This is a genomic window from Nostoc sp. GT001, from assembly GCF_030382115.1.
In the GTDB taxonomy this organism is placed as follows: domain Bacteria; phylum Cyanobacteriota; class Cyanobacteriia; order Cyanobacteriales; family Nostocaceae; genus Nostoc.
The window spans coordinates 4879721-4906162 of record NZ_JAUDRJ010000003.1; the positions used below are offsets into that span (position 1 = coordinate 4879721).

The following is a 26442-nucleotide window of genomic DNA, read 5'->3' on the forward strand; positions in this document are numbered from 1 at the left end:
ATATGATGCAGATTCCTCGTGCAATTAGTGGCAACCGTCGCTGGTTCCTTACCCGCTTGGTAATTAACGGTTTTTGTCAGGCTGCTGCTACTGTTGCAAATGCTTTGCTAGTAGAGATGGCATTTGACGAGTTGATTACAACTGTCAATCCTGGTTTAAATAACAAACTGCTGTGGCAGATTGGGTTGGGTTTGGCAGCAGCAGCAATTGTCACAGCCTTACTTCGGGTACTAGAACGAGCTGATGCTGAACGGATCGGTCAAGATTACGCCTACGAAATGCGGATGATTTTATACGAGCGTTTAATGAGCCTTGCGCCTCGCGCTCTCCAAAATCGCAGTCAGGGAGGAGTCATGCTCCGCTTCGTGGGCGATTTGACTGCTCTACGTCAGTGGGTAAGCTTAGGTTTGGCGCGATTAACTGTAGCTATGACTACAACTGTGGTCTCTTTAGCAGCTTTATCGATTGTCAGTACTCCTTTAGCTTTGACTGTTGGCTTAGTTTTGGCAATTGGTGGCTTAAGTTCCCTGAAGTTGGGTAAACGAATGCAGTTAGTTGCTCAAGAGTCTAGGCGGCGGTTGAGTAACCTAGCGGCAAATATTAATGAAAAAGTAGCGTCTATTGCTGTAGTGCAAGTTTTTGGGCAGTCGCAACGGGAGAAAAAGCGCATTGCTCGCCAGAGTCGGCGTTTAGAGAAGGCAATGGTAGATCGGGCAATGGTAGCTGGTCAATTGCGGGGAATTACAGAAGGAACCGCCGCGATCGCTTCTGGTGCAGCTTTGGTTGTGGGGGCGCTGGAAGTCTCTGCTGGGCGCACTTCTGTCGGCGTAGTCGTAGCGGCAATGACCATTGTCGGGCTTTTAGTTCCTCCACTGCGAGACTTGGGCCGAGTACAGGAATACTGGCACAACTCACGGGTAGCACTGCAAAAGGTTAAACAGTTTCTGGACACTCCTTCTTTAGTCACCCAAAAGGCAAATGCTCCGAAACTCAAATTAGGGAACGGACTTTTAGAATTTGATGATGTCAGCTTAGAGGGGTCATTGCACAAAGTAAGTGCGATCGCCCAACCAGGTCAAATTGTTGCGTTAGTGGGGCCGAATGGCGCTGGCAAGTCCACCTTAATTTCTCTAGCCGCACGTCTGATTGACCCCGATGAAGGTGTGATTCGCTTGGATGGGCAGGATTTATCACAACACAGCCTACAATCAGTCCGCCGAGCAATTGGCATGGCTGGCCCAGATTTACCCTTACTGCGGGGAACTGTTGCTAAAAATCTCCGCTATCGCTGGCGCAATGCTCCCATTGAAGAAATTACCAGAGTTTGGCAACTTTGCGGCATTGATCAAGTGCTGGCAGAACTATCCCAAGGTGAGGAAACCAAAGTCTCTGAAGGTGGAAAGAGTTTATCAGCTGGACAACGCCAACGCATCGCACTAGCACGGGCAATTTTAGGCAATCCAGCACTATTACTGCTTGATGAAGTAGATGCTAATTTAGATGCCCAAGCTACAGCCATTGTAGACCGCGTACTAGCGGAACACAAAGGCACAGTATTAATTATCACCCACCGCAAAGAGCGTCTTCTCTGTGCCGATGTAATTTGGTACTTAGAAAATGGACGGTTGATTGAAACAGGTTCACCAGAAGTGCTGCTCAACAGTGATAGTCTCACCGCACGGTTGTTTCAAGACAGCGAAGAAAAAGTTTTGTCTGCTTAAAAATTTACAAAACAAATAAATCAGTTTAGTGAGGAGAAAACCATGAAAAAGATTGTAATTTCACAATTTACCGCAGTTCTATGTCAGGACAACAATCCGCCCCCTACCTAGTGGTAATAATATCGCCAAGCAAAAACAAGGTCAGTGCGTGAATTTGTAATGTCCAAAGTTTTTAAGCTAGGTTCAGTAGTTTTAGCTGTCAGTCTCGTGCTAACAGGAAAGGCTTTTGCTGTCACAGAACAACAAAATTCTTCCTTAGCCCAGATGACCAGCTTTTCTCAGTTAGCAGATATCAAACCTACGGACTGGGAATTTCCAGCTTTGCAATCTTTAGTAAAACGCTATGGTTGCAAAGCTGATTTTAGTCCCTATGAAGGCGAGCGAGTTCTCACTCGTTCCGAATTTGCAATAAGTTTGAATGCTTGTTTGCTCAGTATAAATCAACTTATAGCCGCAGGTAGTAATCACTTGGTAAATCAAGATGATTTATCTAGCTTGCGGCGGTTACAAACGGAATTTGCTGGCGAGTTAAATAGCTTACAGGCACGAGTTGACAATTTGGAGGTGGAGACAACTCAATTACAAGCACAGCAGTTTTCCATAACCACCAAGTTGAGCGGAGAAGCGATATTTGCGATCGCAGGCTTCACTGGCACAAATAAAGCTGATGATAGAGATGAACCCATCAACGATAATATCTTTGTTGGTAGTCGAGTACGTTTGAATTTTGATACAAGTTTCACAGGTGAAGACCGTCTGAGAGTTCGTTTGCAAGCTACAAATACTTCTTCACTCGATAGAGTTACAGGTACTGCAATGGCTCGTTTGGGGTTTGATGGAGATAGTAATAATGAATTAGAAATCAGTCGCTTAGAATATCGCTTCCCAATTAGCAAACAAGCAAGAGGTTATGTTGAGGCGACAGCTGGTGAACTCAATGATTTTACTGATATTCTCAATCCCTTTTTTAGCAGTAGTAGTAGTGGTGCAATCTCGCGTTTCGGGCGACGTAACCCGATCTACCGTCAAGGTTTTGGTACAGGAGTAGGAATTAATTACGAATTTAGCGATGCTGTAAGTTTGAGTGTAGGTTATATTGCTGATCGTGCTAACGATCCTGAAGTGGGAATTAGTGAAAGTCCTTACGGTGCAATTGCACAGTTGACCTTGGAACCGATAAAAAATGCGGAAATTGGTTTAACTTATGTGCGCTCATACAACAATATCAACACGGGGACTGGAAGCGAACTTGCTAACGAACCCTTTGATAATGATAGCGATCGCATCACAGCCAATTCTTATGGAGTCCAAGGAAGTTGGCGATTGAATCGTCATTTTAATCTTGGGGGTTGGGTCGGTTTTACACAAGCTACAGCCGAAGATTTATCAAGCAAACCAACAGCAGATATTTTTAACTATGCAATAACCCTTGCCTTTCCTGATGCAGGGAAAGATGGTGATTTAGCTGGCATTGTTATTGGTCAACCGCCGAAAGTTATTAGCAACGAATACGGCAGAGAGTTTACAGACGAAGCTAATTCTTGGCATTTAGAACTGTTTTACCGTTTTCCAGCTACCGACAATATTGCTATTACCCCTAGTTTATTAGTAATTACCAATCCAGAACACAAATACAATAGCGACACGATTTATATAGGAACTGTTAGAACTACTTTTTCTTTCTAGGTACGGACTATGAAAACCTCTCGTCTTTTTAACTTCGTTTTGATTGCTTTATTAAGCTTGGGAGTAGTTGTGGTCATGAAAGATAATAGTTTTCAAACTAACAGCACCAAAAACGCCATTGCATCTGAAATTATTAATGCTCCTCAAGCTCGTGTCTATCTCGGTTTACCCCAAAGTCAGGTTAATGCCAAAACAGCCGATAAAATTAAGCCTGAGATTGTGAAATTACCGAACTTGTTAAAAAAAACAAATGAACCTTGGCGTTTGAAGGGTAAACAAGTAGAAGTTGTTAACTACGGAGTGCTAGTTGAGAAAGATAACAAAACAGGGGAATTGCGAGGTGTTCCAATGGGGAATGCTGAGGGAGATTCGTTTTTGTACGATCCGGCTAGTGGTGGTTCGACTCCCCGACAAAATGAGGAGGCTAAAGGAAGAGAAAACGATCTCATTTTAAGTGCGGCACGCTTCGGTGAAGTTAATGCCTATTACCACACCGATCGGACATTAACCTACGCTAATAGTTTACTAGCAGAACTGGGCGAAAAACCGCTTCCCTACTTGCGCGTAGTAGTAAATGACCATTCTTGTTCACAATTACCAGGCTACCGACAAAATGATTGTGACAAGCGTAGTGGTGAGGCGCTTTCTTTTGGTGGGGGCCATTATCGCCGACCAAGCGATCGCTTCGATGATGAAGGCTTTGAGCATCAAGTGGAAGAAATTAATTCTACAGGAGAAGTGCATTTAGGCCCTGGTAATGACTTTATTAAAGATGCTAATGGCGATCGCGTGGTTGTTAACAGCTATCCTTATAACGAAAATCCTTCCCACAACGCCGCAATTATTATTCATGAAACAGCACATCATATTGTCAGCCACACCGCAGACTTCCGTGAAAACCAGAACCGCCAAAATAACCAATATAGCAACCGTAAAATCCATCTGGATGAAGGAACTTGTGATTATTGGACAGCAGTAATGCTAAACTCTCCTGACATTTACGAATGGCAAAGAGCTAACGAAAAACTAACAGATAAAAGCAATCGCAATCTCAGCGGCCCTCGCACAACTGCCAATTTTGTCCAAGACGGCGACCCTCATGAGAACGGTAACATTTGGAGTTCCACACTATGGGACTTACGACAAGCGATCGGCGATGGTCGCAAAACCGATTTGCTGCTGATGAAAACATTATTGTTGTTTGGTGAGATTGAAGCAGATAACCCAAAAGCAAAACGCAAAATTCGCCGAAATGAAAAAATTGATCAAAAAGATGAATTCCGTGATGGTTTAGCAAAGATACTTAAAGCAGACAAATTATTCTATAAAAACGCCAACCGCACTTTAATTATCAATACTTTTGCCAAACGCGGTATTGACTTAAAAACTCCTGATAGTACCTTTTGAACATCAGGGGAAACGCATCTAAAATTCCGCAGATATTAAAGCGGATTTAATAATTATGAAATTAGAGAATCTGAAGCCTGAAATAATTGCCACAAGATCATTTCCGGCTTTTTTATATAATAAAATAATCAGCGTCAATTAGGGAGATAAAAAAGCATGAATGATATCATGTCCGCTTGATTACTTACTAAACCCCAAGAACCCCACCCCGCCAAAGCTGCGCTTTGTCTCCCCTCCCCGTTTACGGGGAGCAGGGTGGATTAATTGTCGGGAGAGAAAAAGTTTTCTCACTCGACCATTGGACTCACAGGCATTGGGCAAAAGGAGTCGGAGTGGTCAAATAGCGCATCAAAAATCATTTGAAGTTGGTTAGCCATCAGCCTTAACGCTTCGGGAAGAGTCCGACAATTTAACTGACGAGCCAGGGAAACTAAAAACTGTCTGACCATCGCCCAATTAGCTGGTGAAAAACCGCCAGTATGAATACAGTTATCTTCATTTAAAGTTACATCCTTGACCCAATGAAGTTGATTTTCAATTGACCAATGACCACGAATAATCTCCGCGAATTCTGAAGCTGAATAATTTCAGCTACTTAAATAAAAGTGTTGTTCATGATAGTCAACAATCTGGCGACGACAATTCTATCCTTGAGGTCGAGTTCCATATCTGTTAACCTCAATTAAACTTTTAGCGCCAACCCAATCAGGTAGTGACTCAAATGGAATTGGATAGACTTTGACTTGACGAGTAGTCTTTCGTCCATGTAAATTTTCATCATGGTAATTGGTATCGATAGCGATTGAGGATTCAGCTAGCTCAGTAGCTACTTTCAGGAGATTTGGCTGGTTTCTTTTAATAGTAATAATGTAGTCATTTTCTCCCTCGATAATCAGCTCAACAGTTTTTTTTGGCAATGTAGTGCATCGGCTGTAATCACGATATGATGCCCATAAAGCTTTTTAATTAGCTCTTCTACCACACTAATCTCACTGTTTTTGTTATTTTCCATAGCTTGATGTCTGATTACCCATCCTTGCTGATGACTATAAACTGAAAACTGAAACGATACTCACAAAGTTTTGATAGGATTGATTTCCCCCGGTTACAGTACTTTTAATACATTTCCCATCGATGGCAAATAATTCTTTGAAATTAATTGGCAAACTCTTTTCTGCCCAGACGTTAAACAGTTCAGCTAATATCTGAAAATCAATTGACATCATAATATTTCTGAATGTTGATGCTGACGGAAATTGAATATCTGGAGATAAATCTAATAATTTGATTAGAGATAATCGATGATTTTTTGTGAACTCAGCTAAAGGTTTATACCCCCAATATCCTGTACAACTACCTAACAAAACTATAGTTAGTATTATCCAAAGTCTATGTCTAATACCTCTAGCATGTCGATAATCGGGAACCCCTTGGATTGCTTCGATTAAATTCATTCCTAACTTTCCTCTGGGAGAACCGTGTTTTTCTTAAGGAATCATCCTTCTATGTTATATTTTCTCTCTCGACAATTAATCCACCCTGCCTCCCGAAGAGCGGGGAGGGGCTGGGGGTGGGGTGCAATGACTGTGGAAATCATAACTAATTATGCGGACATGATATGAGGCATTATAGCGGTTATCAGTCCAGTTCAGTACACTTAGGAGAGAGCAATTATACTGATAACCGCTATAGCTCAACTCTAACTTTTACTATTAGGCTAGTGGTTCCAAGTTAATTTTGAGTTTGAGCCAGAATCGGTAAGGTAATTACAAATTCTGTTCCTTCACCTTGGGTAGAATTTACAATCAGTGAACCGCCATGTTTTTCTATAACAATAGACTGAGCGATCGCTAATCCTAATCCTGTTCCTTTACCAACACCTTTCGTAGTAAATAAGTGGTCAAATACTTTTTGTTTAACTGATTCACTCATCCCTTGACCATTATCAGCAATACTCACCTCAACTTGTTTATTTTTTAAAGAGGTGGTAATTGTAATCCGGTTGGGATTGGCTTGAATCTCTTCAAAACTCCTACCTGTATTTGATTCATCCAAGGCATCAATGGCATTTGCTAAGATATTCATAAATACTTGGTTTAATTGTCCAGGAAAACATTCAATTTTGGGTAAATTTCCGTACTCATTGATTATTTCAATAGCTGGACGTTCTTCGTTAGCTTTCAGGCGATGTTTAAGAATTAAAATCGTACTATCAATGCCTTCATGAATGTTAAATGGTACTTTGTAATCTCTATCAGCACGGGAGAAAGTACGGAGACTGGTGCTAATATTCTTGAGCCTGTCACACGCTATCGTCATTGAATCAATCATCTTGAGCAAATCTTCTAAGCTATATTCCAAATCAATTTCTTCAGCATGGGTAAAAATTTCATCTCCGGGAGTAGGAAACTTTTGTTCATATAGTTTCAAGTGTTCGATAACATCAATAAATGTTGGTTTAGCTTGTTTAAGACTGGCAGCAATAAAACCAAGAGGATTATTCATTTCATGAGCGACGCCAGCAACTAAGTTACCCAACGCAGACATCTTTTCACTTTGGACGATTTGTAATTGAGCTTGTTGCAAATCTTGTAAAGCTTGCCCAGCTTGCTGATAAAGCCGAGCGTTTTCTAAGGCAATTGCTGCTTGGGAAGATAGTAGATTAATCACCTGTAAACGGTTACTAGTAAATACTCCTTGACTCAATTGATTTTCTAGGTAGAGAATACCCATCAAATGACCTTGGTTAATAATGGGCGTACATAATACACTTTGAGGTTGATGTAGGAGCATATATTCTCCAATTACACCAGGGATACTCGTTTCACAATTGTCTATGATCACAGTTTCTTGAGTATTTTTAACGTAATTGATGAGTTTTCTTGGAATATATTGACAAGCATCTATTAGTTGTGACTCAAGAATGGTTTTGACATCAGTCTGTGAATTTAACTGTTGATCGATAAAGGTAATTGCCCGCACTTGCCAAGTATCCTCTTGAGGAAGAATTAATACAGATGTTTTCGCACCAGAATTTTCTAAGATAATGCGAGTGAGACTGCTGATAAGTGCGTCTAATTCGATACAACTGGAGATAGTTTGAGATGCTTTGAGAATGCAGGTTAAATCTAGAGCATCAGAAATATTAGTGCTGCTGGTAGTGTAAGTAGATGTACGAGCAATGCTGGCTATGGTTTCTAAGGGATTTAAGTTGAATTCTTGCTGTTGCAAAATGGGTTTGAGTAATTTGGGATAGCGTTTTTCCAAGTCATCAGTTTTGGCTTTTGCTCCCCAATGGGCATAACTGTAATATGCTTGTTGCAGATATCCTTCTGCGGCTTTTTCTTTACCCCATTCTAAGTAAAATTTGGCCGCAAGTTCGTTAGCGATCGCGGCTTCCTGAACATAGTCATTGGCGATCGCTTCTTGGATAGCTATTTCATAATAATCTGCGGCTTGTAAGCGATCGCCCGTTACACGAGCTTGTTCAGCTAAAATTAAATTGTACTTATGCTGATAATTTACGGGTGCATGAGCCGCCCATTTTTGCATTTTCGACTGGTTTTCGGCTACTTTCTGGAGATAAAGCTGTTGCTGTGCTTCATTTACCTGAGAACAAAGAGCTAACAAACTCAAAGATTGGTAGAAATTCCGCAAAGGAACAATTAATAATCCTGCTGCTCCCTGCTCATACTGCTCAAATTTTTGGGAATATTCCCAAGCAGATTCATATTCACCAAAAAGATAAGCCAGTAGCGTTTTTGCTAGATAGACATAACAAATACCATTGATATTGTTAGTTTCAATTAAAGTCGGTAACATTTCAACTTCGTGAAAATGCTTACCAATTAAACAACAGGGATTAGCCGCTTCTCCTTGTAAATTTAGAACCGTCTGCCGCCAGATATTTCCCCAAACCAGAGATACTTCTTGTTTAATTTGCTGCATTAGCTCGCAATATTTATCTGCTTCCAGCACAGCATTTTCTAGATTTTCTCCACTCCAAAAGAGAAATTGACAATAGCAATTGGCACAATAGCCTACATATTCTAAATTTCCGGTTTCTAATCCACTCTGCAATCCTTCCAAAAATAGATTCAATGTGGATTTAATTGAATCTTTCCAATGTTTAATAAACAGACTAAAGGTTAAATAAACCCTACTTTTAAGTTCTTTAGTTTGAAACTTTTCTAAAAGCTGTACTGCCAGTTTACCAAACTGATACCCATCTTCAATTGCACCAATACTGCACAAAAATAATCCATAGAGACTATAAGCAACAGCTGCCTGTGGTGAGTTGCCGTACTTGATACAAATTTTGATCATTGTAAAAATTTTGAGCGGCAATAACATCGGTTTGGCTATATAAACTGGAGCAAACAAACCCGATAATATGCGGAGCGCAACTAATTTTTGGGGATCAATGATTTCTGGCAGATTTGCCAATGCTGCAATCGATTGATGAACCAACATTTGTTGTAATTGGTCATGTTCCTCAAAAATAATTTGAGTATTACTGTCTTCAGGTAATGTCAAATCTAGTAATTGCAGTGCTTCTCTACCTGTGGCTATTGCTTCAATGAATTTATTTTGCGCCGTATAAGATTGGATTTGAATCTCATAGGTACGAACTTTTTCTAATGGAGATTTAGCGTTTTTGAGGATAATCTCTACTAATGATTTTGATGAATCAAAGTTTGTATTCAGATATTCTGCCTCAGCCGCAGATTCGTAAACAGCAAGGGCCAAATCGTAGCTGCTTTGCCAAGCATTTATCGGTAATAAAAGAATTGACACTTTTAAATACTCAACTGCTGTCGCATAAGCAGTTGAGTTTTTGGCTTTACAACCAGCTATCAGATTTAACCGGGATAAATGTTCTCGTTCGTCAGCTTCCTCTAATAATTCCAGTCCGTAATTGTATTGGTTGACGATCGCAAAAATTCCTGACTCTTGCTGCTCTTTAGGTGTATTCTGCAACAACAATTGCCCAATTTGCAAGTGTGTTGACTGTTTTTGTGCATCTGGAATGAGTGAATAGGCAGCTTGCTGGACGCGATCGTGTAAAAATTTATATACAACCATCTCAGACTGTTCTTGAGTAGCTGCTTGATTTTCGGAACCAACAAAAAACTTATAAACCTCACTTTGCGGCAAAATCAACCCTTCTTGCAAAGCCTTCCACAAGCAATCTGCGGTTTCTATCTCTGATTGTTTAGAAACAATCGCTAATGTTTTTAAATCGAACTGATTACCAATACAAGCGGCTAGCTTCAATTGTTGTTGAGTTGATTCTGGTAGTCTTCGTAATTGAAAAACCATAAAATCAACAACATTGTCTGCTAAAGTTTGCTGATTTATTTGAGAAATATCACATTGCCAACATCCCTCGGCAAAATTGAATTGAATAAGCCGATCTTGATGTAATGATTTCAAGATTTGAGTTGCAAAAAACGGATTTCCTTGAGCTTTTCGATAAATCAACTGTGAAAGAGATAATGCCACATTTTCTGCACAATTTAATGTATCCGCTACAAGTTGATTCAATTGTAATTGGTTGAGTGGTTTTAGGTTAAGACTATTTACATTTACACCTGTTTTACGAATTTCATCCAACATTACCATCAATGGATGTGCTGGGAATACTTCATTATCTCTATACGCACCAATTAACAATAAATATCCCTGATTAGCTTCATTCATTAATAATTGCATGAGTTTCAATGAAGCCGAATCTACCCACTGCAAGTCATCTAAGAATATAACTAAAGGATGTTCTTTAGTTGTAAATACTTGGAGAAATTTCTGAAATAATAAATTAAATCGGTTTTGTGCTGCGTTACCTGATAATTCTGGTGCAGGTGGTTGTCTGCCAATAATTTTTTCTAATTCGGGAATGACTTCAATAATTACCTGTCCGTCTTCACCTAATGCTTGAATAATTTTATTTCGCCATTTTTGTATTTGGACATCACTTTCTGCCAGTAATTGCTCCATAAAGTTACGGAAAGCTTGGACAAATGCCGAAAAAGGAATATTCCGATTAAATTGGTCAAATTTGCCTTTGATAAAATAACCGTGTTGACGAACAATAGGTTTATGGACTTCGTTAACAACAGCAGTTTTACCAATCCCCGAAAACCCAGCTACCAGGATTATTTCTGTTGCTCCCAGGCTGATATTTTCAAATGCTTCTAGCAGAGTTTCTACTTCTGCTTCTCGTCCATAGAGTTTATCAGGGATAATAAATCTGTCGCACACATCCCTTTGAGCAATTGGGAAACTTTCAATTTTACCAGTTGTTTTCAGTTGAGCTAAACAATTTTCTAAATCATACTTTAATCCTAATACACTCTGATAGCGGTCTTCAGCATTTTTTGACATTAATTTGCTAACGATATCCGAAATTACCGCCGGAATTTGTAAGTTAATTACATCTATTGATGAGGCTACCTTAGCAATATGGGAATGCACCAACTCCATTGGCTCGTTTGATTGAAAAGGTAATTCACCTGTGAGTAATTCGTAGAAAGTTACACCAAGTGAATAAAAATCAGTCCGGTAGTCAATTCCCCGATTCATTCTCCCTGTTTGTTCTGGAGAAATATAAGCTAGTGTTCCTTCTAACACATTGGGGCTGATTAGCGTATGCGTTTCTCTTGGTAATAGAGAGGCAATACTAAAGTCGATTAATTTAACTTGTTTGGAATGAGGATTAATTAAAATATTGCTCGGTTTGATATCTTTATGGATGATACGCTGACTATAGAGTATTTCTAAGGTATTACAGAGTGCGATCGCTATTTGAAAAAACTCTTGCAAAAACCTAATATCTCGCGTTTGATCGCGAGCAAAATAATCTTTTAGAGAAATACCACCAAAATCTTCCATCACCAACGCATAGGCATTTTGATACACCTCCAGGCTGTAGGTTTGGACGATTAAAGATGAGTTTAGATTTTTGGCAATGGTGTACTGATTGCGAAACTGCACCAGTTCGTTGAAGGATGGATATGGATTTTTCAGCAGTTTAATCGCTACAGGTAATGAGTCACCTTCTCGATACCCTCGGTAAACTATAGTTCTCGAACCATTGTAGATTTCTTCAATGATTTTATATCCAGAAATATTAATATTAGTGCTAAACATACTGTTAAATCCGAGTAAGTTATAACTTGATTATTCCCAAATTAATAACGGCAGTTTAATGTTAATTAGTAAAGATTACTATGGCTTTACTTTTGAGACCATTTATGAAGATAAGCTTTAAATTGTAGGGTACATTACACGCTGCTTTAGCTTTAAAACATCCAATGCAGAGATAGACTATCTCACACAAAGCGTCAAAATTCTCAGTAGTAAATTAGGAACCTGCAAAGAGTCAAGCAGGAATTTTTGAACTCAAAAATATGCTTGTAAGGGCTGGAGAAAGATGAAAAGGGAAGAGGTGAAAAATTTTCAACCTTTTCCCTTTAAACTTTAAAGAACCAAGTTAACAAGAGCAAACTACTAGTACCTGCTGGGATTTTTAGTTAAGTTTCGCAGTTTGACTTAACGCAATTATCTACTCAAATAGGAGAGACTATTATTGATTGACAGTAGCGGAAGTTTATTACTCTGCCGACTGTTATTAGATAGGGTTATGTTATAACCAGTCCTCAACTACGGTTATCTGGAATTACCGCATAAGCATCAATTTCAAACAACATACCGTCAAGTGCAAGTCTAGGAACGGGAATAAGAGTGTTTGCTGGTGGTTTATTCCCCCATAAATTTATAATTTCACGTCCTAACGGGATCAATTTATTTTGGTTGTGATCCACTATAAGAACAGTAGTTTTTGCGACATCTTGTGGTTGTGCCCCAACCGCTGCTAAGGCATAACGGAGGTTTTTAAAAGCCTGTATTAACTGCTTTTCAAAGTCATCTGAGACAAGATTACCTTGTAAATCGGAACCAAATTGACCAGAAATATAGACGGTTCTCGCCCTTGATGGTGTCACAGCTATATGACTATAGCCATTTTGGGGTGCATTATATAATGTTGGTGGGTTCACTAATTTCAACTCTTTGTTGTCTTTAGCGCTTACTTCCTTTTGTGTTGCCACCATCAAGGCGGTAGTTATTCCACTACCTCCAAGCCACAAAAGTGCATTTCGTCGCGAGAAGTTTGCTACTAATGAATTTACAGCACTGCTAATAGGTCTAGTCATTAAAGCTCCTTAAATGTGAGTTCTCTATTTTTGCTCATACTTAGTTTTATTATCTATCTAATCAAGCTAAAAAGCACTAATTAGCAAATTTATTCAGTGCAATCACATAAATAATAAGCCTGGATCGGTTTTAGTTCCTTTAGCTTTTGATATGGATACAGTTAAAACTTATACTAAATCAGGTTATTAACTCCCAAAAAGTGTATTAGGCGATCGCAGTGCGTGGTATTTTCGTAATAACTTCAGGGCGCAAGGCCTTGTGCCCCTACCGCGTGGTCTCACAAGAAGCTTATCCTACTTGTACTGTTAGCCATACGGAACTGTCTCACCGCATCGTCGGTAAGCAGTGCAGCTCACAAGAAGCTTATCCACTTGTACTGTTAGCCATACGAGAAGGTAGAAAGCCAGAGTAACATTCCTTTCGGCGTTTATTGTTTTGTTCGATGAGTTTTTCTAAACCTTGAAGTCGATATTGCAAGCCTCTTAAAACATTAATAGCTCGAAAGTCTTGAAAACTATTCACACCGAAATCTGTAAATGCCTTGGGATCTTGTTTGGTACCAATCACTGCCATAACGTTAACCTGAGCAAAGGTTGCCTCAACGCCAGGTAGGAAACTAGTGAGGTTCTCGCCTTGAACGATTCCTTTAATAGTTGGAATAGGCTGGTAGATGGCTCCTGGCATATTCGGAATAAAAGCCATGTATTGGTATTGAATCCAGGCAATAGCTGAGTGTTGTGGGCTAGCAGTAAAAATGACTTGTGTGAGTATATCAATCAACTGGTCGCGGTTGGTCAGACGGGGCGGCAAAGAAGCTATACCAAAACCTTGCTCGCTAATGGGTCTTTGTAAAGCTTGTATCCAATTTTGTAGTTCAAAATCCTCACGGATATCTCGGTTGGATTTGTAGTAAATTCCTACATATTGACTAACATATTCTTCTAAGGCTTTCCAGACTAGCAACCCGTCATCACGATAGGGAAAATCTCGCAATACAGAACGATCATCGACACCGCGCTGGCGTAAATTAGTAGGAAGAGCAAATTTGCTGAAATTGTTAAAAACCTCAGTAACTCCTTGATTTGCAAGGTTGCGTGAGCTTTCAAGAGTGCCTCCTAAAATGATATCTACCAATCCTCCAGGATTGATTAGTACCCGATCCGCAAGGGCATTGATTGCCATTGTGAACTCAAAATGGGGTTTTAGTAGCACATTCACGGGATGGCGAGTTGCTAGTTCACGAACAGTAGCTAGTGCAATTGGTTCTAAAACAAGATGGAGTCTGCCCCAAGTGACGTACTAACTCATGGACATAAAAATCAGCCATCTGAGCAATCAGTTTAGCTAAAGTCCAGTCAACTCCATCCATTGGTGTACAAAGCAAGCTGATTCCGGGAACTTGTCCTAGTTGGATGGCAATAGGGATTAAGCGCGAATCCCTGCGACTGCGATCGCTATAATAAAGTGTAATTGGGGCAGTCAGAAATTGATTCTTTTTCGGAGCAATGGTATCACTATCAAGTAATGCATAATCGGTGACAAACAGATTGCCATTTTGAGTAGCACTTTTGAGAGTTTCTCTAACGTACCCTTTTTTATATACACTTCTAAGCACAGTTTGAAAAATCTCATCCGTTATTCCAAGTTTTTGAGTCAGGCTGTAATTGAGCGCCAAGACATTGGTTAGTTCCATTGGGTTGGGGCCAGAAAGCCGCTGTTGCGCGAATGTGGCATCGCTTTGAAAGTTCTTCTTGGCTACATCTGGTAAAGGCAGAATAGGAAAAACCGCAGCGTAGTCTTCTAGCTTGAGAAACAACTGAGGATTCTTGAGAAACGCCTGTTGATTCGCTGTCACTTTCTCTGCCAAAATTCCCCGATTACTGTTATATTCCTCAGAAAAAATCTCTTGGGCAGGTAAAGTTGCCACACGGACAGAAGCTGGTAGCCGTGATGCAATCTGATATTCTTGACGTGTTTGTTGTAGCTGCTGTTGACGCTCTTGCTGGCATTTCAGCGAATCGTGTTGCGGTAAAGTTGGGATGTGCGGATTGACAGGAGGACTTGGCTTTGAAGGGTGAGTATCGCCTCTGACCAAGTTTTCCAAGCCAGGGGTACAGGCTAGACCTAATAGAGCTAGCATAGTACGGCGCGATAGGATGTATTTCTCTATTAATTGTTGGTGTCGTTGCTGTCGAGTCGGTAAGCGCATTACATTATCCTCCCCAAAAAACATACTTTTCACCAATAAAAATCATACGGTATCTATCGTTTTTTGTGTAAAACATGATACTTATCTTCAACTTATTAAAAAAGGAAAAAACTCTTGGGGAGCGTCGGGAAGAATGCGTGCAAGTTGATCGTGATGAGCCTACCGAAATTTTACCTTGAAGTGCTAGCAACTGCGTAGGCGTAGCCCTTCTCTGCGAGAGGCTGCGCTCAGGAACCACCCGTCGTAGACATCGCCATACCTATCGGTAAGAATCTGCGCAAGTTTCTTTTACAGCCCTCAATATGATGTCTGCATAATTACTTATTAAACTAGTGAAATTTTATATAAGGATATCTAAGTTTCCCGGCTTAGATATCCACTAGCAACATAACCTACATTTAATAGATTGTTAACTCTATTCTAATTACTATTTTTTGTTTTTAAATGGTTCCTTGGGACAGTTATAAATTCATCCTTAAGTTAGATGTCAAAATTATATATATTATTTAAATTGATACACTTTGCAAAATTAATTAGGATTTTTGTTGTATAATACAACATTACTGGTTAATAATACCTTCTTAAAAAGTCATTAAATAAATTTTTTGATTTTTACCTTAAGCTTTTATATTGAGACTAACTTCTCAAGCTGATTACCGATCGCAACCATAAACATAAGCTATGTGCAGGTGCGTTACACTAGTTAACGCACCCTAATTTCTAAGACAAGTTAGGAATACTAGACCTTTCTAAACTCGCTACTAATTTCACTCCAAACTCTTCCTCAAACACTCCTTTTTTATAATTTAAGCTCCAAAGTTCTAAGTCACAATCATCATCCAATTGAGTTGGGAAAATTAGCAAATTGACCTGATTAAGTTGTGAATAATACTCACATTGCACTTGAGCGATCGCACCAATTTGTCGTCTATCTAATGCGACTGCCAATCTTAAAATTGCACTTAATTGACTAACAATTTGTCGCTGTTGTTTAGTCAACAAACTCTGGTAGTTTTCATGTTTTTTCTTGGGCGGCGATTTGCGATGATAACGCGCTAAATTGGCAATAATTTCAATCTCGGTTTCTGTATAACCGAGTAATTCACCATTGCGAATCAGATAGTAAGAGTGCTTGTGGTGAGACGAATGGCTGATGTAATGACCGCAATTGTGTAATATTGCCGCTGCCCACAGCATTTGTCGCTCGTCAGTTCCCCAGTGGTGTAAAGTACCTTGAGTTTGGTCAAATAAACTCTCGGCAAATTTTGCCACGCGATCGCTGTATTCTAAGTTGATGTGGTATTTATCCGCGAGTTTGAGAACATTCCGTTCCCGAACTGAACTTTGGTAGCGTAGCTTATCTTCAATTAAACCGTGGGTTAGCATCCAGTCTACAATTACGCCTTCTCTCAGAGAACGCTCACAAACTGTTACCGATTCACTGCCCAAAAGGGTCATTGCTTCCTGTAATATCACTGCGCCCGCAAGGATAACTTCAGGGCGCTTCTCTGGCATACCAGGAATCTCAGCCCTTTCGGAATTATTCAGTTTCCGTAAGCGATTTACCAACTCTTGCAAGTCTTTAAAACTAAATTGGTAGCCATTGAGAGTGGAAGGAATAACACCCGACTTTTCCCGTGCATGAATCATCGCCAGGGTTTCAATTGTGCCAGATGTACCCACCAAACGGGGAGATTCCCCAAGCTTTAGGTTGGCTAGGATCTCATCCACGGAACGTTCTAACATGCCCCGTGTATAAGATTCCAAGTAGTTAAACTCAGTGTTGCTGATGGGGTCAGTGGTGATTAACTCGCTAGTGAGTCGCACTGCACCAACTTTGGTACTGGTGAGAGTGCGGGCTTGGTGACTATCGCCTAAAATCAATTCTGTGGAACCACCGCCAATATCAATAATCATGTGGGGCTGGTTGTGAAATTCCATCCCCGATAGCACGCCAAGATAGATTCGCCGCGCTTCTTCTTGACCAGAAATCAAGTCAACGCTTAAACCCAACTCCGCTTCTATTTTGTGCAAAAAATCTTTACCATTCGGGGCTTCCCGCACAGCACTAGTTGCCACAGCGATGATTGTTTCAGCGTTGATAGTTTTGGCAACTTCTTGGAAGCGTCCTAAAGCAGCGATCGCCTTTTCAATTATCTCTGGCTTGAGTTCTCCAGTGGTAAGATTGCGATCGCCAAGCCTCACGGTTTCCTTTTCTTTAGCAATAATGCTGAAAGCTGGTAGTGTGGGGTCAATCTTGACTACTACCATGTGTAGAGAATTTGTTCCCAGGTCAATGGCAGCAATAATCCGATGTTGCTTAGATGGTTGAGTAGGAATACTCTCCCAGCTAGAAACTAAATTCAGCATCTAGTTTTCTCTCTTTATTAAGAAATGATGGCAAACGGTGATACGTCGGGGTAGCTAGCACTGATATTTATGACAACACACTTGCTCAGACTGAGTGCTGTTAGCGGTAGCAGGGCGTTGAGCCAGTGCTGAATATTGAGTAAATTAAAAAATACTCAGCATTCGCAACTCAGCTTGATCGAGGGTAACTGAGCTATGTATATTCACCCTACTATTTATAACCTGAGTGACTATTTAAAGATATTTAAAGTTGCCACTTTAGGTTATGTTTTTACAAATAACAAATAACGTTATTCTATAGATGTAAAGAAGTGTGAATTCATCTCTCTAAAGTTATTTGTTGATTTCTATGTTAACGACGCCAGAACGCCCCCAGTCACCAATTTGGCTTGTAATTATCCGGCTTTTACGCTGGCATAAACCAGAAGGGCGGTTAATTTTAATGATTCCTGCCCTTTGGGCTGTGTTTTTGGCAGCTTCAGGGAAACCCCCTTTACCTCTGGTTGGTGTGATTATATTGGGTACTCTGGCTACGAGTGCGGCTGGGTGTGTTGTCAACGATTTGTGGGATCGGGATATCGATCCAGAAGTGGAGAGAACACGCGATCGCCCCCTTGCTTCTCGCGCTTTATCTGTGAAAGTTGGGATTGTAGTCGCGATCGTCTCTTTAGTATGTGCAGCAGTTTTGGCCTTTTATCTTAATCCCCTGAGTTTCTGGTTATGTGTAGCAGCAGTGCCTGTAATTTTGCTTTATCCAGGTGCAAAGCGGGTGTTTCCTGTACCGCAACTAGTACTTTCCATCGCTTGGGGTTTTGGGGTCTTGATTAGTTGGAGTGCAGTAACACAAAGCATTTCTCAACCAACTTGGTTGCTTTGGGGCGCGACTGTATTGTGGACATTGGGATTTGATACAGTTTACGCCATGAGCGACAAGGAAGACGATCGCCGCATTGGTGTTAAATCCAGCGCCCTATTTTTTGGTAATTATGCCCCTCTAGCTATTGGAATTTTCTTTGCTGGCACAATCTTGTTATTGTCTTGGTTAGGCATAGTTATACATCTGCACTTAGCCTTCTGGATTAGCCTTGCAGTTGCTACTATCGGATGGGTTTGGCAGTCTCTGCGATTAAGAGACCAATACTTACCTAATTCTGCTTATGGTGAGATGTTCCGGCAAAATGTGTGGATTGGTTTTATTTTACTTGCTGGGATGATTGCTGGATCTTTATAAGGAGTAAATTGGATTTACCCCACCCTAACCCTCCCCTTGTAAAGGCTACGGTGTACACACAAGTCTTGCCGCAGCCATATCTTTGTTTATTAATGAATCTCGCACTGTGTTTTTATCCCGCCTCGGAATGAATTCCGAGTCTCATAGCCCAAGTCCACTGAAAGTGGACTGAATTAATTATTTAGTCCACTTTCAGTGGAGTTTCGCTATCAGCCCAGAACTTCAGTTCTGGGCGGGATATGGGTGGGCGTGACAGTTTCACTGTAGAGGATTTTTCGATTTGTGTGTACACCGTAGCCCTTGACAAGGGGAGTTAGAGGGGGTCAGAAAGACTTGTGCGTACACTTTAGCCTCGCTCTTAGGTGCTTGGAGATGAGGTTCTTACTGAATTATGCGTTGAAAATTTACCATGCTATTTGATGCGTTTAAAAATCGTAAATCTCCTAAAATCGAATTCATCAAAACTAACCCAAGCTGGCGCGTAGCGTGGGGAACAGTTGATGCAAACTATGAAGATATAGCTTGGCGAGATGAAAAAATTTCTGTAATCTTACCACACACAAATTCGGAATTGCCGACGGAGAAATTAGCAATCAGTTCTAGAGGACGATTTGTTGTTGTTGGTGATGTTTGGTTAACTAACCGAGTGCAATTGCTGCAAAAGTTGGGAATTGAACCGGATAGCTTTCAAGAAAGTTCTCTGCAACTGGTGGCTAATCTTTGGGAACGATGGGTTAATGAAAGTCTTAGCCAACTTGTAGGGGTGTTTGCGCTAGTGGTTTGGGATAGAGAGAAACAGGTGTTGAGATTGATTCGCGATCGCATCGGTGTTCGTACTCTCTATTACACTACCACTGGTTCAGTTCGTTGGATTGCGCCTCAGCTAAGAACTTTATCACCCCATCGTTCATCTGATTTAGATTTGGTGGCGTTGCGAGATTATCTTTGTTGTGCCTTTGTTCCTGGCGAACGAACCCTTTGGGAACAGGTGCGGGAACTGCGACCTGGAACCGTTTTAGAATTTCCTGACCACAAAGTTACAGCTTATTGGCAACTTCAAGAACAGATTGTAGCAATAGATCGACCCTTAGCATGGCATGGCGATCGCTTGCGAGAACTCCTAGAGCAAGTTGTTCAAGAATATTTACCACCAGTAAATGAACCCGTTGGCGTTTTTCTTTCTGGTGGTTTGGACTCTAGCAGTATCACTGCTTTAGTAGCAAAATTCCACAAAGCACCAGTCCACACCTTCTCGATTCATTTTGGTTCAGAATGTCCCAATGAGTTAGAATTTTCCAATCTCGTTGCATCCCATTGTCAAACGCAGCATCACATTTTAGAAATTACTTTTAAGGATATGTGGTCACGTTTGCCGGAAACAATGGCTTATTTAGATGACCCCATTGGCGACCCATTGACTGTTCCCAACCTTTTGCTGGGACGACTGGCGAGAGAAAGTGTAGAAGTAGTTTTGAATGGCGAAGGTGGCGACCCCTGTTTTGGCGGCCCAAAAAATCAGCCGATGCTAATTAATAGTTTATATGGCTCCGTTACCAATCAAGATGCATTGCAAGCTTATTTAATTTTCTTTCAAAAGTGTGCTGTTGATTTACCGCAACTTTTAAAACCAGAAGTTTGGACAGCAGTACAAACAGCGCCTTGGGTTTTTGCAGAAGATTTATATTCCCAAGCAAACTATCTGAATCGTTTGATGGCAATGAATATCAAATTTAAAGGCGCTGACCAAATTCTGACCAAAGTCAGTAACTTGACTCAAGCTGCTCTTTTGCAAGGTCGTTCTCCTTTATTTGACCAACGAATAGTAGACTTAAGCATGGAAATACCTCCAGAATATAAGCTTTCTGGAGTGGAAGAAAAAGCAGTTTTAAAGCAAGCGATCGCAGATATTTTACCAGACACAATTATTCATCGTCCCAAAAGTGGCATGATGGTACCGGTGCAGTTAGGATTTCGGAAATATTGGCAGCAAGAAGCCAGAGATTTATTGCTAAATCGGAATGCAGCTATCACTCCTTACTTAAACCAGTTGCCAATTCGTAATTGGTTAAACTATCAAGGCGATACTTGGAGTCGTTATGGAGTAAAGCTGTGGTTGCTTGCTAGTTTAGAAATTTGGTTACAAGTAAATCAAAAAGCACAGTAATGAAAGCAACAAAAGGATACGCCATTAATATTACTTATGTTAATTTTGAATTTGCAGTAAGCAACATGACTCTTGTTATATAAATATTTCCTGACTTATGTCAGCATTTTTTGTTTTATAAACCACTGAAAAAACGTATTTTCAAGTGATTGCCGATTTTTTGTTAATTTATTTTTGATTATTTACTGAGCTAATCTCCGTTTGCGGTGTAATCTCAATATACGGTAACTACTACACTCAACCTTTGAGATCAATTACACCCAGAGGTGAATACCATGAACAATTATGCTCAACAACAGGAATTTATTTTAAGTCAAATTACAAATAAATATTTTCAGCGTCGGGATTTCAGTGGATGTGACTTGAGGGGAATCGACCTGAAAGGAATTAATTTAAGTGGTATTAACTTTATCGGAGCAGATTTGCGTGATGCAAACTTATCTGGCTGTGTTCTGACTCGTGCTAATTTAAGTGGCGCAAATTTGATGCAAGCTAGCTTACGTGAAGCTAATTTGTACGAAGCATCTTTATGTGAAGCCAATTTGACTAATGCTGATTTAACAAGAGCAAATTTGTGCGGAACTTTCTTATGGCGGGTGAAATTCACAGGTAGTAATCTTTGGGGTGCTTCTTTATGTGATGTGGATTTGAGAGAAGCAGACTTAAGTGAAGCCAAATTAATTGAAGCATCACTGATTGAAGCTAACTTAAGTTTTGCAAATCTCACACGAGCAAAGCTATGTGGAGCAAAATTACTAGAAGCTAATTTGACTGAGGCTAACTTAACTAGTGCAGATTTGACATGGGCAAATTTAACTAAAGCAAACTTGAGTAAGGCAAACCTTTGGAAGACAAATTTGATTTATGCAAAGTTGCGAGATACTATTATGCCTGATGGCACAATTGAGCAACCTCAAATAGTTATTTATTAGTCATTTGTCATTAGTCATTAGTCATTTGTCATTTGTCAGGAGGGAAGAACTTTCTGTTTGCCCCTCTGCTTCTTTTCAATTCCCAATGCCCAATACTTCTCTACGAGAGGNNNCGCCCGAAGCGAAGCTATGCCGCAGGCTTTACGACTACGCCCTTCTCCTGTCGGAGACGCTGTGCGAACGACTACGCGTAGTTGAGCGTAGTCGAAACTCAGGACAAGCTCAGTACAAGTGCCCAATGCCCAATGTCTAAAATTCGCGTTGTGAAAAGATAAAAATAGCGATCGCTAACAACATGGCACTATAAAGTAAGCCATAACCAGCATTCATAATCAGTGCAGTGGTGTCAGGTAGTGCTTGCAGACCATAAACGCCATCATTTTTCAAATCTAATCGAGATAAATCTGGCAAGAAAAGAAACAAAGCTTGAGTTAGACGTTCCATACCAGGGTTACGACTAAGACGACCAAGTTGTACTAAATCTTGAGTAATATTTCCGATTAAATATACTGCAAAGGTTAAAATAGTCGCTAGCAGAGAAGCAGTAAAAACACCGAAGGTAATAGCCACGGCAGTAATTAATGACAACTGCAAAAATAAGAAAATTGCAGCAATTAGAATGCTTGCTGTTGGATGAGGAATATTACCAATTTGCAGAAATACCAGATAAATTGCTGTCATCGTGGCCACAAGCACAGCTAGGACTGCGGATAAACCCAAGTATTTGCCGACGATAATTTCGCTGCGACTAACAGGTTTAGCAATTAATACTAAAATAGTGCGTTTTTCAATTTCTTTATTAATTAGTCCCGTACCAATAAATATTGTAATAATTAACCCGATGGCATTCATCGCTGCCATCCCAAAGTCTAAAAACATTTTATCTTCAGTCGTAGCTGCAAATTCAGGAAGGACGCGGAAGGCAGTGGCGAGTACTAGCGCATAAAAACCAATAATATATAGGATGCGATCGCGTACCACTTCCTGAAACACATTCTTTGCTAATACAAAAATTCTGTTAATTGTCATTGGTCATTTGTCATTTGTCATTGGTCATTTGTCATTGGGAAGAGGCAGAGGGTAAAAAGGTAATTTTATTATTCTTCCCCCTGCTCCCCTGCTCCCCTGCCCCTCTGCTCCTCTGCCCCACTCCTCACTGCTGCGGAGGCGGTGAACCAGGAATTAATTTACTGGCGCGATCGCATTCAATTTCTGCAACTGTAATCTTATTCTCTGAATTAGTAGTTTCTGCAACTGGTTCAATGCGACAAGATTTTTTTAAGTAATAGCCCCGTGGGTTAGAACTCGGGCCTATCCAAATACTTAATAAATCTAATATATATCCAGACTTCGTATTAGCTACACGTGGTTCAACGCGCCATAATTCCTTCTCTTCATATTTACTCAGGTTCTTTTTAATGATTTCCCTACCCAGATTTCCTACCCGCTCTTTTGCATCTAGCAACCATTTCTCTACTTCTGACCAAGGTCTTTCAGCTATTTGCTCTACTACTATTGGTTGAAGTCTCTGGAGAATTACAACGCCGTTTCGGGGAATTTTCACTGCCTGTTCTGTTCTGACAATAAAGGTACTATTTTTAAAAGTATCTGCTTGCAAACTCGGATATTGTCGTAACCAATTATCCGTCACAAAGTGAAACTGAATCCAGCAACTTAGCAGCATACTACTAGCAACTAAAATTATGATTTTTTGGCGGTCTTGTGGCTTAGGAATGCGAGCTTTTGCGTCGGTGTCATTTCCTTCAATAAACTCTGGTATTGCCGTAATTAGTGCTGAAATTGTTGGCCAAAAAACGATTGTTCTTGGTGTAATTACATCTCGTTGATCTCCAAATGCAAAAACACTCACTAAGAATCCAGTGATTACTGCCCCAACTGGCATAAAAGTCCCAGGAACCCTCAAAGGATCTTCAGTTGTATACCAAGCTGTACCAGCAATTAAAAATAACCAACCGAAAAAGGCAATTATATCTTTGATATAACCTGTGGCAAAATATGAGAGTACCCAAGAGAAAACACTCATATAAATAAATGTCTGCCAAGAATAAGCTTTGGGTGGAACTAATAATTTTCTAATTCCTGCATAAAGCCCTTCAGCAAATTTAAAAACCCCAAAAACATCTTTTAGTAGCGTATTCATATTCCTCCGTACACCCGATTAATCAATATTTTCCATCTGAATTAAACAAGTAATTTCTTGTTATTTTGAGCGAAATAATAAAATAATAGTTATTGCAGTATAGCTTAGAGAATTTGCTATTAGTATAGTTGTAACTAAATTAGTATTTTGGAAATTAAGGGTGGTAAAACGACGCCTTTGCATCCGCTGGGATGTTTTAGGTTCCTCTTCTTTTTTCGCAAATGATTCATTTAATGAGAATAACAAAACCCTTAAAATAAAAAATTTCATCAAAAACGTAGCAAAAAAAATTATACAAGCAGTTAAAATAATTAAAGGTTGTGTGTTCGGTGATTTGAAATTATTAAAAAACATATAGTTAATTAATTCTGATTTCACCTGTATTGGCAACATTGGTTCGGAGATAAAAAACATGAGCCAACCAATTACACTGGAAAACAGATTGATAGAAATTGCATAAAAAGTACTGGTTTTTTTGTCAAATTTTAGTCGAGAATGTAAAACATAAGCTTCGATGGGGATAGCAATCAGTACAAATAAAAAGTCAAATAGAAATCCACCAATGGGAAAAATCCTGGGAAGCATCCAATTGTCAGGCATAAATGTTTACGGGTAAGGGTTAACTGTAGTGAGTATAACTGGGATAGTAAGGGTGATGGGGGAAATTATCCCATTGTTCTTGTCCTTTACTATGCGAGTGTGCCAGTATTCCTCTATTGGACTTCTTCCAGAAGTGGGGAAAAGGCTAAGGGCTAAGGGGTAAAGGGTAAAGGGTAAAGGGTAAAGGTATGGAATTATTCCTTCCCCTTTAACCTTTCCCCAACTGGAAAGCAAAAGTTACTTGTGCTTTCTGGTCTATTGATATTGTTAATAGATCGAATTGACCCTTGTACAGACACGTTAGAGGGGCAGTTTCTCTAACTGAGAGTACAAGAGGTTAGGTAAGATTAAAGACTGCCATAGTTATAGCTTTTCGAGAGATGACAAGGAACGGTATTGGGATTAGGACGGCGCAAGTGCGTCAAGAACGGCTTATTGGTCAAATTCACGTCTACGATGGTCTGGGTAAAGGTAAATCTCAAGCGGCTTTGGGGGTGGTTTTGCGCTCCATTGGCTTGGGAATAAATACGCCTAGCAATTCTAATCGTGTTTTACTGCTGCGATTTTTAAAAGGGCCAGAACGTGATTATGATGAAGATGGCGCGATCGCAGCTTTACAACGCGGGTTTCCCCATTTAATTGACCAGGTTCGCACCGGGAGAGCCGAATTTTTTGGCCCAGAGGAAATTACCACCTTTGACCGAGATGAAGCAATGCGGGGTTGGGATGTGGCCAAAGGTGCGATCGCTAGTGGTTTATATTCAGTTGTCGTCTTAGATGAAATTAACCCAGTTCTGGATTTGGGTTTGCTACCAGTGGATGAAGTCGTAAAGACATTAAAATCCAAACCCCAAGAGTTGGAAATCATCGCTACCGGACGCGCCGCACCCCAAAAGTTGCTCGATATTGCAGATTTGCACTCAGAAATGAAACCTCATCACCACCCAACAGCCAAAGCCCTCTTCCTGGAAGGGATTGAAATTTATACTGGTGCTGGTAAAGGTAAATCTACTAGTGCTTTGGGTAAAGCCTTACAGGCCATTGGTAGGGGAATTAATCATCCAGGGTCTACTCGTGTATTGATTATGCAGTGGCTTAAAGGTGGTAGCGGCTACACAGAAGACGCCGCGATCGCCGCTTTGCAGCAGTCATATCCAGAAGTGGTGGATCATCAGCGTTGCGGTGGAGATGCGATCGTCTGGCGAAACTCCCGACAAGAATTAGATTATGTAGAAGCCGAACGAGGTTGGGAAATTGCAAAAGTTGCGATCGCCTCTGGATTGTATAAAACTATTATTCTTGATGAACTTAATCCCACCGTTGACTTAGAACTACTCCCCGTTGAACCCATTGTCCAAGCTTTACTCCGCAAACCCCGCGACACCGAAATTATTATCACTGGCCGTTGCCAAAATCCACCTGCATACTTCGACTTGGCTAGCGTCCACTCAGAGGTTTATTGCCACAAACACTATGCTAATCAAGGTGTAGAACTTAAACGAGGTGTAGATTTTTAACCTGAGTATGAGGGGGAATTAGCGAAGCTTAAATCTGAAACTGATGTGATTGCTCTTGCGGAATGTATCAATATTCATCCTGCTATTGTTGTAGGTCGGCTGCAACACGATCATCTAATTGATCAGTCTTGGATGAATGCTTTAAAAGTGAGCTTGCATTTTCAAGGCATAGAATAAGCAGACGAAAGTCCATATATTGAAAATAGGATAGAAATATGTGAAGTTTGGCA

At 40.3% G+C, this 26442-nt stretch carries 18 protein-coding genes; 7 read left to right on the top strand and 11 right to left on the bottom strand.

Annotated elements, in window-relative coordinates; all coding sequences use genetic code 11:
* Nucleotides 1-2: 2 nt before the first annotated feature.
* From QUD05_RS23625 to QUD05_RS23635, 3 genes are all read left to right on the top strand, one after another.
* Nucleotides 3-1721: an ABC transporter ATP-binding protein gene (locus tag QUD05_RS23625; protein ID WP_289798230.1), complete on the top strand. Its 1719-nt coding sequence runs from the start codon at nucleotides 3-5 to the stop codon at nucleotides 1719-1721.
* A gap of 159 nt (nucleotides 1722-1880) precedes the next feature.
* Complete coding sequence (locus QUD05_RS23630; protein WP_289798231.1) at nucleotides 1881-3407, top strand: iron uptake porin; 1527 nt, start codon at nucleotides 1881-1883, stop codon at nucleotides 3405-3407.
* Nucleotides 3408-3416: 9 nt separating this feature from the next.
* Nucleotides 3417-4814 (top strand): M36 family metallopeptidase, encoded by a 1398-nt coding sequence (locus QUD05_RS23635; RefSeq protein ID WP_289798232.1) that lies wholly within the window; start codon nucleotides 3417-3419, stop codon nucleotides 4812-4814.
* A 287-nt stretch (nucleotides 4815-5101) separates the two neighbouring features.
* Here QUD05_RS23635 and QUD05_RS23640 read toward each other — a convergent pair whose 3' ends face one another.
* From QUD05_RS23640 to QUD05_RS23675, 8 genes are all read right to left on the bottom strand, one after another.
* Nucleotides 5102-5263: a hypothetical protein gene (locus QUD05_RS23640; RefSeq protein WP_289794484.1), complete on the bottom strand. Its 162-nt coding sequence runs from the start codon at nucleotides 5261-5263 to the stop codon at nucleotides 5102-5104.
* A gap of 195 nt (nucleotides 5264-5458) precedes the next feature.
* Nucleotides 5459-5731, bottom strand: coding sequence for a hypothetical protein (locus QUD05_RS23645; RefSeq protein WP_289794483.1), 273 nt, complete (start codon nucleotides 5729-5731; stop codon nucleotides 5459-5461).
* Nucleotides 5732-5860: 129 nt separating this feature from the next.
* Nucleotides 5861-6268 (bottom strand): transposase family protein, encoded by a 408-nt coding sequence (locus tag QUD05_RS23650; RefSeq protein WP_289795575.1) that lies wholly within the window; start codon nucleotides 6266-6268, stop codon nucleotides 5861-5863.
* 277 nt (nucleotides 6269-6545) lie between these two features.
* Nucleotides 6546-11963 carry an ATP-binding sensor histidine kinase gene (locus QUD05_RS23655; RefSeq protein WP_289798233.1) on the bottom strand — a complete coding sequence of 1806 codons (5418 nt, stop codon included), beginning with the start codon at nucleotides 11961-11963 and terminating at the stop codon, nucleotides 6546-6548.
* A gap of 509 nt (nucleotides 11964-12472) precedes the next feature.
* Nucleotides 12473-13027, bottom strand: coding sequence for a RidA family protein (locus QUD05_RS23660; protein ID WP_289798234.1), 555 nt, complete (start codon nucleotides 13025-13027; stop codon nucleotides 12473-12475).
* Between the two features lie 364 nt (nucleotides 13028-13391).
* Nucleotides 13392-14246 (bottom strand): lipoxygenase family protein, encoded by an 855-nt coding sequence (locus tag QUD05_RS23665; RefSeq protein WP_354666152.1) that lies wholly within the window; start codon nucleotides 14244-14246, stop codon nucleotides 13392-13394.
* 19 nt (nucleotides 14247-14265) lie between these two features.
* Entirely contained in the window at nucleotides 14266-15237 is a 972-nt protein-coding gene (locus QUD05_RS23670; RefSeq protein WP_289798235.1) for a lipoxygenase family protein, read from the bottom strand.
* A 720-nt stretch (nucleotides 15238-15957) separates the two neighbouring features.
* Nucleotides 15958-17607: a Ppx/GppA phosphatase family protein gene (locus tag QUD05_RS23675; protein ID WP_289798236.1), complete on the bottom strand. Its 1650-nt coding sequence runs from the start codon at nucleotides 17605-17607 to the stop codon at nucleotides 15958-15960.
* A 349-nt stretch (nucleotides 17608-17956) separates the two neighbouring features.
* Here QUD05_RS23675 and QUD05_RS23680 point away from each other — a divergent pair, with 349 nt between their 5' ends.
* The 3 genes from QUD05_RS23680 to QUD05_RS23690 all read left to right on the top strand — a co-directional run bounded on the left by QUD05_RS23680 (nucleotide 17957) and on the right by QUD05_RS23690 (nucleotide 21934).
* A complete protein-coding gene (locus QUD05_RS23680) occupies nucleotides 17957-18838 on the top strand; it encodes a 4-hydroxybenzoate solanesyltransferase (RefSeq protein ID WP_289798237.1) in 882 nt (293 codons plus the stop codon).
* Nucleotides 18839-19247: 409 nt separating this feature from the next.
* The gene (locus tag QUD05_RS23685; protein ID WP_289798238.1) at nucleotides 19248-21002 is read left to right on the top strand and encodes an asparagine synthetase B family protein; all 1755 of its coding nucleotides are present in this window, start codon (nucleotides 19248-19250) and stop codon (nucleotides 21000-21002) included.
* Between the two features lie 275 nt (nucleotides 21003-21277).
* Nucleotides 21278-21934 (top strand): pentapeptide repeat-containing protein, encoded by a 657-nt coding sequence (locus QUD05_RS23690; protein ID WP_289798239.1) that lies wholly within the window; start codon nucleotides 21278-21280, stop codon nucleotides 21932-21934.
* Between the two features lie 249 nt (nucleotides 21935-22183).
* On the opposite strand, the gene QUD05_RS23695 is transcribed toward QUD05_RS23690, so the two are convergent.
* The 3 genes from QUD05_RS23695 to fraC form a co-directional block, all read right to left on the bottom strand.
* A complete protein-coding gene (locus tag QUD05_RS23695; RefSeq protein WP_289798240.1) occupies nucleotides 22184-22963 on the bottom strand; it encodes an ABC transporter permease in 780 nt (259 codons plus the stop codon).
* A 124-nt stretch (nucleotides 22964-23087) separates the two neighbouring features.
* Nucleotides 23088-24095: a septal junction protein FraD gene (fraD, locus tag QUD05_RS23700; RefSeq protein ID WP_289798241.1), complete on the bottom strand. Its 1008-nt coding sequence runs from the start codon at nucleotides 24093-24095 to the stop codon at nucleotides 23088-23090.
* Between the two features lie 60 nt (nucleotides 24096-24155).
* Entirely contained in the window at nucleotides 24156-24695 is a 540-nt protein-coding gene (gene fraC / locus QUD05_RS23705) for a filament integrity protein FraC (RefSeq protein WP_289798242.1), read from the bottom strand.
* Between the two features lie 380 nt (nucleotides 24696-25075).
* On the opposite strand from fraC, the gene QUD05_RS23710 reads away from it, so the two are divergent.
* Entirely contained in the window at nucleotides 25076-26212 is a 1137-nt protein-coding gene (locus tag QUD05_RS23710; protein WP_069068662.1) for a cob(I)yrinic acid a,c-diamide adenosyltransferase, read from the top strand.
* The last annotated feature ends 230 nt before the right edge of the window (nucleotides 26213-26442 follow it).